Annotated in this window: 2 protein-coding genes; both read right to left on the bottom strand. The window is 68.3% G+C overall.

The genetic code is table 11. From position 1 onward, the window contains the following. Positions 1–92: 92 nt before the first annotated feature. Positions 93–5,927: a non-ribosomal peptide synthetase gene (locus K3M35_RS10395; protein ID WP_220666386.1), complete on the bottom strand. Its 5,835-nt coding sequence runs from the start codon at positions 5,925–5,927 to the stop codon at positions 93–95. Positions 5,928–6,068: 141 nt separating this feature from the next. Further along, positions 6,069–11,876, bottom strand: a complete 5,808-nt coding sequence (locus K3M35_RS10400) for a non-ribosomal peptide synthetase (protein WP_220666387.1) — start codon at positions 11,874–11,876, stop codon at positions 6,069–6,071. Between the last annotated feature and the right edge of the window lie 172 nt (positions 11,877–12,048).

Below are 12,048 nucleotides of genomic sequence, written 5' to 3' on the forward strand. Positions count from 1 at the left end.
AGGCGTCATGTTACGACGAGCCTCGGGCACGCCCGCATGGGGCGACCCTCGGCGGTTCGCCCCATGCGGCAGAGATATCGAGTTCTTGCCGGTCAGCGCCCCGAATCGAGCCGTCGGCCGAGGGCGGGACCGATCACGGCCCAAGCCTTCCGGGTGGCGAGGTCCCAGTGGGAGACGGGGACCTCGCGCGTGGTCACCAGTCCGTTCACGAACGGGTACCACGTCTCTGCGGATGACGCGGAGCGGTCGGCCTCGGCGACGAAGACCGTCAGGTCCCCGTCGTAGACCTCGGGTCGATGTGACGCGAGGAGGGTGTAGGAGTGACGCACACCCTCGACGATCCGTTCGATCCGCTCCGGGGTGAGTACGTCGAACGGGGCCGGTAGACCCTCGACGATCTTCTGCGCGTTCTCGGGGGTGAGCTCGGTGAAGGGCACCGAGGCCCCCGGGACGTCCCTGCCGAAACCGAGGACCTCGGCGACGGTGGGTGCGGTCGCCCGCTCCGGAGCCGCAGCGCCTCGTGCCTCCGGGTAGGCGTCGAGCAGCGCGAGGGTCGGAACCTCCTGCCCGGCGCGGCGCAGTCGTATCGCGACGGCCTGGGCGAGGATGCCTCCCATCGACCAGCCGACGAGATGGTAGGGACCGTGCGGGTGGATCTCCCGGATACGCCGGGCGTACTCGTCCGCCCACGCATCGATGCTCGAGGGGAGAGCGCCACTCGCCCCGAGGGCGGGCGACTGCAGGCCGTAGACGGGACGGTCGCCCAGATACGGGACGAGACCGGCGAAGCCCCATGCGAGTCCCGTCACGGGATGGATGCAGAACACCGGCGCACCCTCCCCACCGGCACGCAGGGGTAGAACGAGATCCAGGCCTGCGTCGCCGAGTGCGTCTCGCGCCGAGTCACCGTGCGCATCGATCCGGGCGGCGAGTTCCTCGACGCCCGAATACAGGAAGAGCCAGGGCAATTCGACGTGGGCGTCGAGGACGTCCCGCAAGCGTGCGGCGACTTTCACGGCGCTGAGCGAGTTGCCCCCGATTCCGAAGAAGTCGTCGTCGAGACCCACGCGGTCCCGGGTACCGAGCACTTCCGCGTAGATCGAGGCGACGACCGTCTCCGTGCGGCTGCGCGGGGCGCGATACGGCGCCGAGGCGACCTCCGCTTCCGGAAGAGCCTTGCGGTCGAGCTTACCGTTGGCGTTGAGCGGCAGGACGTCGAGCGTGACGAAGCCCTGGGGGACCATGTAGGACGGCAGTGTCCGGGTCAGCGCGGCGCGGATCGACGCGATGTCGGGGGATTCGGCGACGGGAACCACGAATGCCACGATCCGATCGCCGTTCTGCACAGTGACGACGGCGTCACGAACCTGCGGAAGCGCACGCAACGCCGATTCGATCTCCCCCAGTTCGATGCGGAAACCCCGCACCTTCACCTGGAAGTCGGCGCGATCGAGGTATTCGAGCGTGCCCGACAGCCCGTCGTCGTCGAACCGCCAGCGCACGACGTCGCCGGTGCGGTAAAGACGCGTACCGGGTGCACCGAACGGGTTCGCCACGAACCGTTCGGAGGTGAGCTCGGGACGCCCGAGGTAACCGCGAGCGAGCTGGGCACCGGCGAGATACAGCTCTCCCGCGACACCCGGAGGCACCGGATGCAGGCGGTCGTCGAGGACGAACACCTGCGTGTTGGGGATCGGCGACCCGATGGGCACGGATGTTTCCGCCGTCTCGGTGACTCGGTGGGCTGTCACCGAGACCGCCGCTTCGGTCGGACCGTAGAGGTTGACGAGGTCCGTGTCGGAGTGTTCGAGGGTGCGCTCCGCGGTGTCGACCGGAAGTACCTCGCCGATCGCCAGGACGCGTCGTAGCGAACCCGGCAGTTCTCCTTCTGCGTCGTCGAGCAGCGCATCGAGCATCGAGGGGACGACGTGCAGGGTCGTCACGTTCTCGCGGCGGATCAAGTCGTTGAGGTAGGCGGGGTCACGGTGTCCGTCGGGCGACGCGATGACGAGCTTCGCACCCGAGGTCGGCGCCGACCAGAACTCCCACACCGACAGGTCGAAGGTCGCGGCGGTCTTGAGGAGGACCGCGTCCCCCTCGCCGAGCCGGTACTCGTTCTTCTTCCAGACCAGCTGATTGACGATCGCCTCGTGCGAGACGACGACTCCCTTCGGACGGCCGGTCGAGCCCGAGGTGTAGATCACATACGCCGCGTTCCCGGCGCGCAGGGGTGCGAGACGGTCGGAGTTCCGCAGGGCGCGACCGTCGTACGCGGCGAGATCGACCGTGTCGACCTCGATCGTCGGGCGGTCACCGGGGAGGTCGATCCGGTCGCGGCCGGTGGTGAGCACACATGCCGGGTCGGCCGACTCCACGATGTACTCGATCCGCTCGCGGGGATGGTCGGGGTCGAGCGGCAGGTACGCTCCGCCGGCCTCGACGACGGCATACATCGCGACGACGAGATCGATCGAACGACGGATGGGGAGGGCGACGACCGTCTCGGGACCGACTCCGTGGTCGATCAGCATCCGTGCGAGACGGCGTACCCGCGTGGCGAATTCACCGTAGGTGAGTTCGCTCTTCGCATCGACGAGCGCGCAGGCCGACGGTGTTGAGCGGACCTGGTCGGCGAACAGGTCGGCGAGGGTCCGGCCGGGGCCCACCGCGACCTGCTCGGCCTCCCATGCTTCGAGCATGGCGGCGAGCTGGTCGGGATCGTGCAGGTCGATGTCGCCGACCACGACGTCCGCGTCGTCGGCGACGACCGACAGGATCCGCAGATAGCGGTCGACCATGCGGCGGACGGACGACTCGTCGAACAGGTCGGTGGCGTAACCGAATTCGATGTCGAACCCGCCGGGTCCGCCGTTCACGCCGCGGTCGACGATCGTGACGTGGAGGTCGAACCGGACCGACGAGGACGAGGCGTCGAGCGGTTCGACCCGCAGGCCCGGCAACTCGAGCGCGTCGAGGGTGAAATTGTGGTACGACAGGCCCACTTGAAAGAGGGGATGGCGCGCCGGCGACCGAACCGGGTCGAGCACCTCCACGAGCCGCTCGAACGGGACGTCGGCGTGGTCGAAGGCCGCGATGTCCACCCGGCGCGCCTGGTCGAGCAGTTCGGTGAAGGACGCGCCGAGGTCGACGTCGGTACGCAGGGCGAGCATGTTGACGAACATGCCCACGAGGTCGTCGAGCTCGGGTGCCGATCGACCCGCGACGGGCGTCCCGATCACCACGTCGTGGGTGTTCGACAGTCGCGCCAGCAGCGCCGCGAGCGCGGCGTGGACGACCATGAACGGCGTCGTCCCGGTGCGGCGTGCCAGCGCGGTGATCGACTCGTAGGTGTCGCCGTCGAGTTCGGTGCGCACGGTGCCGCCACCCGAGCCGAGGATGGCGGGGCGGACGTGGTCGGTGGCGAGGTCGAGGTGGTCGGGGATACCGGCGAGCGCTTCGGTCCAGTACGCCAGTTGCCGGCCGGCGACGGACCCGGGATCGTCGTCGCTGCCGAGGACCTCGCGCTGCCACAGCGTGTAGTCGGCGTACTGCACCGGCAGCGGCGTCCACGCCGGCGGACGGCCTTCGGCTCGGGCGGTGTACGCGGTCACGAGATCGCGCACGAGCGGCGCGAGCGACGTGCCGTCACCGGCGATGTGGTGCATCACGAGCATGAGCACGTGGTCGTCGGTTCCGGTCTCGAACAGGTGCGCGCGGACCGGCACCTCCGCGGTCACGTCGAAACCACGTCCGGCGACGGTCGCGAGCCGCTCGACCAGTGCCTCTGCCGGAACCTGCTCCACCGGCACGTCGACCGTGACCCTCCCGGGTTCGAGGATGCGCTGTTCCCCGGTACCGTCGACCTCCGGGTAGACCGTGCGCAGCGTCTCGTGACGTTCGACGATGTCGGCGAACGCCGTACGCATCGCGTCGATGTCGAGGGTGCCCGCGAGCCGGACCGCCAGCGGAATGTTGTAGACGGCGGACTCGGGATCGAGGCGGTTGAGGAACCACATGCGCTGCTGAGCGTAGGACAGGGGCAGGCGTGCGGGTCTGAGCCGTGCGACGAGCGGCACCGTTCCGCCGGACGAGGTGGCGTCGAGGCGGCACGCGAGTCCCGCGACGGTCGGTTCCTCGAACAGCGCCGCGGCACCGACCGTGACTCCGAGCCGTGTCCGGAGACGACCGGTGACGGAGGTCGCGAGCAGCGAGTTGCCGCCGAGATCGAAGAAGTTGTCGTCGAGCCCGACCCGGTCCACCCCGAGCACGTCGGCGAACACCTCGGCGATCGCCCGTTCCGATACCGTCGCGGGGGAACGGAACTCGGTGGCCGTGATCCCGGGTTCCGGCAGGGCGGCGCGGTCGACCTTGCCGGACGGGGTGAGGGGAATCCGGTCGAGGACGACGACCGCTGCGGGAACCATGTACGCCGGAAGCAGGTCTGCGACGTGGCGGGTGAGGACATCCGCATCGAGCGCCGCACCGGCACCGTGCACGTACGCCACGAGGCGTGTCTCCCCGGCAGGTGTCGGACGGCCGAGGGTGACGGCGAAATCCACTCCGGGGAAGGACGACAGCGCCGCGTCGATCTCCCCGAGTTCGATGCGGAAACCGCGCACCTTCACCTGGAAGTCGTTGCGGCCCACGTAGACGATGCCCGCATCGGCGCTTTCTGGTCCACGGACGACGTCACCGGTGCGGTACATCCGTGTGCCTCCGGCAGCCGCGACGAATCGTGTCGCCGTCAATCCGGGACGTCCGTGATAGCCGCGGGCCACGCCCGGACCCGAGACGTACAGTTCCCCCACGACACCTGCGGGAACCGGATGCAGACGCGAGTCCAGCACGGACTCCGACACGTTGCGGATCGGGGGCCCGATCGTCACCCGGTCGCCGGGAGCGAGTTCGTCCGAGATGTTCGACATGATCGTCGTCTCGGTGGGGCCGTAGCCGTTGAAGAATCGGCGTCCGGGAGCCCATCGCGTCACCAGTTCGGGCGGGCATGCCTCACCACCGACGACGACCGTGTTCAGCACGCCGAGCCCGGACGGGTCCACCGAGGACAACGCGGCCGGAGTGACGAAGGCGTGGGTGACCCCGTGTTGCAGAACGAATTCTGCGAATTCGCCACCGCCGAAGACCGAGCGCGGCGTCACGACCATGGTCGACGACGCCCCGACCGCCAGGAGCAGTTCGAGTACGGAAGCGTCGAAACTCGGCGATGCGAAGTGCAGGGTGCGCGAATCGGCCGTCAGGCCGTAGCGTTCGACCTGCTCCGCACAGAAGTTCGCGAGACCTGTATGGGTGACGACCACACCCTTGGGCCGTCCGGTCGAACCGGACGTGTAGATGACGTAGGCGGCGTTGTCCGGTCGCAGCGGACCGCGTCGCTCGTCGAAGCCCACCGGGGTCGAGGCCAGCGCCTCCGCTTCGGACGACACGTCCGGTGCATCGATCCGCAGCCACTCGACGGTCTCCGGCAACGAGGAAGCGGTGTCCGAAAGGGTCAGTCCGGTAACAGCGCCGGAGTCGACCACCATGTGCTCGACCCGATCGGGCGGGTATGTGGGGTCGACGGGAACGAAGGCCGCGCCCGTCTTGGCGACGGCCCAGGTGGCGACCACCGATTCCGGCGACCGGACGAAAGCCAGCGCCACGACGTCCTCGGGGCCGATACCACGGCCGATCAGCAGTCGCGCCAGACGTGACGAAGCGGCGTCGAGTTCCGCGTAGGTCGTCGATCCCGATTCGGAGAGCATCGCGATACCGGAAGGATCGCGCTCGACCGCCGCGGCCAGCAGATGCGGGAGAAGCGCGGTCGCGGGACGGCGGCGTAGACGGTGATTCCACCGGCGAGAACCGCGCTGTCGGTGAGCGTCTGCGGACACCGCCGGACTCGATTCCGGCCCGATTGCACTGGTGGTCATGCCCTCCCCGATCTCGCCGGGGGTACGCAAAACCAGACGTCGCGAGAGTTCGCGGCGCCCATCGATCGAGCATCTGTGTGGACTGGTCCCCGACTACCGGTCCACATCTGCCGATCGTGATCGAGTCTGGCACAGGCCGGGCTAGGGCTCCACTCGAACGGACGGACCGACTCCGCCTCCCCGGTTGCCCGACTGGGCAATTCGGACATTCTCACCGCTGGTGAACTTCGCCAGGATCGGCCCGATCTCACGGCATCCTTCATCGGAGGTGATGCCCCAGTGATCGACGTCCACGATGTGCCGCACCACGCGACCGGTGACGAACGGATCCCATTCCCGAAGCGAAGGCTGTTCCCGGCGGGAGGATTTCCCGGCCTCGACGAACAACATGTTCCCGTCGAACAGGCCCGGTGTGTGACCTTCGAGCACCTCGAAGGAGTGGGTTATGCCGCGCAGAATCCCGTCGAGGGGAAGCGACCCGAGCGCCGGCCCGTTGTCGTCCGCCGGGTTGTTTGTGAAACGAAACACACCCGCGGGTGGTGTGTCGCCACCCTGCCCGGCCCCGATCAGGCCTGCCATCGCGACCTCCGCCGGATCGACCCGATCGGTCAGGACGATCCGTACGTGCGCGTCGAGGAGGGTCAGCGACGAGACGATCGAGCCCGCGCGCTGCAACCGGACCGCCATCTCGTGAGCGATGACGCCACCCATCGACCAACCGACGAGGTGATACGGACCGGCGGGCCGGACTTCACGAACGGCCTCGACGTAGACGGCGGCCCATTCCTCGATGGTCCCGGGTAACGGCGCGTCACCCGACAGTGCCGGTGACTGCAGTCCGTAGACCGGGCGTCCGTCCTCCACGTACTCGGCCAGCCCGGCGAAACTCCACGCCAGGCCTACGACGGGATGCACGAAGAACACCGGTGGACCATCGGCATCCGGTGTGCGCAGCGGTAGCACGATGTCGAAAGCTGCCCTGCGTCCGTCCTTGCCGGTCGGGTCGGTGCGATCGATCCGTTCCGCGAGATCGGCGACCACAGGACTGTCGAAGATCCACTCGACCGGCACGGTGTGCCCCACCGCAGCCGCCAACTCGCCGTGGACGGCGATCGCGAGCAACGACGTTCCGCCGAGTGCGAAGAAGTCGTCGTCACGTCCCACTCGCTCGATCCGGAGCGTGCGAGCGAATGCCGACGCGACAGTTGCTTCGGTGTCCGTCCGTGGCGGACGGTACCGAGCGGCTTCGGCCCGCAGAACGGGAAGAGCATTGCGGTCGAGTTTTCCGGTGGTCCCTCGGGGCAGTCGGTCGAGCAGGCCGATCGCGGTCGGAATCATGTATCCCGGCAGCCGCTCGGTGAGGGCAGGTCGTAGCGCTTCCACGTCGAGGTCGGTGTCGTCGTCCGCCACGACGAAGGCCACCAGCCGGTCTCCCCGGTCCGCATCTTTCTGCACCGCCGCAGCGGCGGTGATCACCCCCGGGCACGAACGCAGCGCATCCTCGATCTCGGCCAGTTCGACCCGGAAACCGCGGATCTTCACCTGCTGGTCCCGACGTCCCACATACTCGAGTTCGGTGCCGGCCGATGTCTCCACCCACCGCACCAGATCACCGGTGCGGTACAACCGTCCGTCGCCGAACGGGTCCGCGACGAACCGAGCGGCGGTCTCTGCCGTACGGCCGAGGTATCCGCGCGCAAGCTGCACCCCACCCAGATACAACTCGCCCACGACCCCCACCGGAACCGGGTTCAGGCGCCCATCGAGCACGCGCACGGTCGTGTTCCATGCGGGCACACCGATCGGAACGACATGCAGGTCGTCCTCCCGCACCTCGTGGGCAGTGACCGAGACGGTCGCCTCGGTGGGACCGTAGAGATTCGTCAGCACGGCATCCGAGCACTTCCGGAATCCCTCGGCCGAGGCGGGCGACAGCGCTTCCCCGATGGACAGCACCCGGCGCAACGAGGCGGGATATTCGCCGGTCGCTGCCGCGGTGAGCATATCGAGCATGGTCGGTACGGAGTGGAAGGTGGTGACCTCCTCCCGGTCCATCAAGGCCAGCATCGCCGCAGGATCGAGATACCGTCCGGGCGGCGGAACGACCAGACATCCACCGGAAGTGAGCGCACCCCAGAACTCCCACACCGACAGGTCGAAGGTCGGCGGTGTGTGCAGCACTGCCACTTCACGGTGGTCCGCTCCGAACCGGGAACGGATCCATTCCAGCTGGTTCACCACCGCCCGGTGCGGGACGACCACTCCCTTCGGTGTTCCCGTGGAGCCCGAGGTGAACAGCACGTAGGCCGCATTGTCGGGTGACAGCGGCGAAGTCCGGTCCGCATCGGTGAGATCGTCCGCCGGCAACTCTTCCCACGCCGGGTCGTCGATGTCGAACAGAACCGCGTCACGGGTATCGACCGTGCGGGTTGCGCCGGTCGTCTTCGACGAACGGAGAACGAGCGCGGGACGGGCGGTGTCCACGATCTGTTCGATCCGGCCGGACGGCAGAGAAGGATCGAGGGGCACGTAGGCGCCGCCGGCCGTCGAGACGGCGAACATCGCGACGACGAGCTCGAGAGAGTTCGGCATCAGAAGTCCCACCCGGGTCTCGGGTCCGACACCTGCTGCGACGAGTGCGCGTGCCGTACGGTTCACCCGCGCAGCGAATTCCCGGTACGACGCTCGTCCGCCGGGGTGGACCACCGCGGTGGCCTCCCGGACACGGGATACGTTTCTGCGGAAGAGCTCCGGTAGCGTCTGCGCGTCGGCCGGGTGTCGCCGGCCGCCCGAGATGTGCAGGAGGCGGGTGCGTTGCGCGGGGTCGAGCATCTGTGCGTCGCCCACCGGCCGCGTGGGGTCGGTCACGAGGTCGCGAACCAGGCGCACGAACATGTCCGCGAGTGCCTGCGCGGTGGACTCCTCGAAGAGATCTGTCGCGTAGGTGAGCACACCGGCCAACCCGTCCACCACGCCCTCGCCGTCGTAGCGTTCGGCGAGGATCAGGTGCAGATCGAATTGGGAGACGTTCCTTTCCGCTGCGAGACTTTCGGCCTCGAGACCCGGTAGGTCGAGATACGCGCGCGACAGGTTCTGGAAGGACAATCCGACCTGGAACAACGGGTGGTGCGCGAGAGACCGCACCGGATCGAGCACCTCGACGAGACGCTCGAACGGCACGTCGGCGTGCGCGAACGCGGCGAGGTCCGCCTTCCGGACCCGGGAGAGCAGAGTGGAGAACGACTCCGCGAGATCTACCTCGGCCCGGAAGACGATGGTGTTGACGAACATTCCGACGAGGTCGTCCAGTGCCGGGTCGTTCCGTCCCGCGACGGGAGTGCCGACCACGATGTCGCGCATGCCGGACATCCGGGAGAGCAGCACCGCGAACGCCGCGTGAACCACCATGAACGGCGTGGCGCCGTGATCCTGCGCAAGTGCCTGGAGCGCCGTGTGGACCTCCGTACCGATCGAGACATCCACGCTTGCACCACGATACGACTGCACCTTCGGCCGCGGGTGATCGGCGGGAAGGTCGATCCGGTCGGGGATTCCGTCGAGGGCGCGACGCCAGAAATCCATCTGTCGGGAGGACATCGAGCCGGGATCGGACTCGTCGCCGAGGATCTCGCGCTGCCAGAGTGTGTAGTCCGCGTACTGCACGGACAATTCGGGGAGCCGCGGTTCCGAACCGGAGAGTCGGGCGACGTAGCAAGCCGCAAGATCCCGGGTCAGCGGCCCCATCGAGTAGCCGTCGGCGGAGATGTGGTGCACCACGACGACGAGCACGTGCTCCTCCGGCGCCGTCCGGAGGAGTTCGACGAGGAACGGGACCTCACGTGTGACATCGAATCGAGTGCAGACGACTCGTTCGATCCTGCCGGCCAGCGCATCCGGCGAGATGTCGACCGGGACGAGCACGGACCGCACCGAGTCCGCACCGAGAATGTGCTGTACGGGACGGCCGTCGACCTCCGGGTAGACCGTCCGCAACGACTCGTGCCTGGCCACGACGTCATCGATCGCACGGCCGAGCGCGTCTGCGTCGAGCGCTCCGGTGAACCGGACGACGACCGGAATGTTATAGGCCGCAGACGAATCGACACGGTTGAGGAACCACATGCGTTGCTGCGCCAACGACAACGGCACCCGCTCCGGACGCTCCCGCACCGCCAACACCACAGTCCCGGCACCGGCACCGGCGGTGTCGATATCGACACGGGCCGCCAACTCCTGCACCGACGACGTCTCGAACACCACCGGCACCGCCACCCGATACCCCAACCGCGCCGACAACCGCGCCACCAACCGCGTCGCCGCCAACGAATTACCCCCCAGATCGACGAACGAATCATCCAACCCGACCCGCTCGACCCCCAGAACCTGCGCGACCTCCTCGGCCACCGCGATCTCCACCGGTGTCCGCGGCGCCCGATACTCGGCCACCTCGAACACCGGCGCCGGCAACGCCGCCCGATCGACCTTCCCCACCGGCGTCAGCGGCACCTCGTCGAGCACCGTCACCGACGACGGCACCATATAACCGGGCAACACCTCCCCCACCGACGCGCGCACCTGCGCCGGATCGAGCACCGCCCCCGCCTCGGGCACCACATACGACACCAACGCCGACTCCCCCGACGCCAACGCCGCCCCCACCGTCACCGCGAAACCGACCCCCGGCACCGACGACAACACCGCATCGATCTCCCCCAACTCGATCCGGAACCCCCGAATCTTGACCTGGAAATCACTGCGCCCCACATACTCGAACACCCCATCGCCACCCCGACGCACCAGATCCCCCGTCCGGTACATCCGACCACCCGGAGTGAACGGATCGGCCACGAACCGCGCCGCGGTCAACCCGAACCGACCGTGATAACCCCGCGCCACCTGCGCCCCGGCCACATACAACTCACCGACCACACCCTCGGGCACCGGACGCAACCGCTCATCGAGCACGAACGCCCCCACCCCCGCGATCGCCGACCCGATCACCACCGGCGCATCGGGCACCAACTCCGCCGACGCGGTCGCCAGAATCGTCGTCTCCGTCGGACCATAGGCATTGAAGAACCGCCGCCGACCCGGCACCGACCACCGCCGCACCAGATCCGGGGTGAACGACTCACCCGCCACGACCACCACACGCAGAGCATCCAACCCGGCAGGATCCATCGACCCCAACGCACCCGGCGTCATGAACACATGCGACACCGACTGCGACGCAATCACATCCGCCAGATCCGGACCACCACCAACCCCCGCCGGCGCCACCACCACCGTCGCCCCCGCCGAGAACCCCACCCCCAACTCGAGCAACGACACATCGAAACTCGGCGAACACACATGCAACACCCGCGACGAGCCATCGACCCCGAAATGCTCACGCTCGGCCGCAATCACCCCACCGACACCGGCATGCGAGACCACCACACCCTTCGGCCGCCCCGTCGACCCCGAGGTATAAATCATCCACGCCGCATCCGACGGCTCGAGCGAACGCACCCGATCCGCATACGAGACCGGCCGCGACGACAACCCCCGCACCTGCGCGGCCACCGACACCTCGTCGACCACCACCACCGGCACCGACCCCGCCGACCCGGCCACCACCTGCGCCACCGACGCCACCGTCAACGCCAACACCGCACCCGAATCGGCCACCATGAACTGCACCCGCTCGGCCGGATAACCCGGATCCACCGGCACGAACGTCGCCCCCGACTTCGCCACCGCCCACAACACCACCACCGACTCGAGCGACCGCGGCACCGCCACCACCACCGCATCCCCCGGCCCCACCCCACGACCGATCAACCACCGCGCCCACCGCGACGACACCGCATCGAGCTCCCGATACGACAACGACCGAGAACCCTCCACCACCGCCACCGCATCACCGGCCGACTCCACCGCCGACACCAACAACTGCGGCAACAACACACCACGACGACCACGCCCACGCCGCTCCGGGCGGGGTCCGCCGGACCGGCGACCACTCCGCGACTGTGTCGCGGCTCCTCCGAACCTGTCGATTCCTCGTTCGGACCCCGCCTCGGCCACGTGACAACTCCTCCCGTCGGAGCACCCCGACGGCCCCGGTCACGGTAAAGTT

This window comes from Rhodococcus sp. DMU2021, assembly GCF_019641445.1.
Taxonomy (GTDB): Bacteria; Actinomycetota; Actinomycetes; order Mycobacteriales; family Mycobacteriaceae; genus Rhodococcus; species Rhodococcus pyridinivorans.

Bases quoted from the DNA above. Each gene is read 5' to 3' on its own strand.
- K3M35_RS10395 (WP_220666386.1), bottom strand. From the start codon at position 5,927: ATGACCACCAGTGCAATCGGGCCGGAATCGAGTCCGGCGGTGTCCGCA.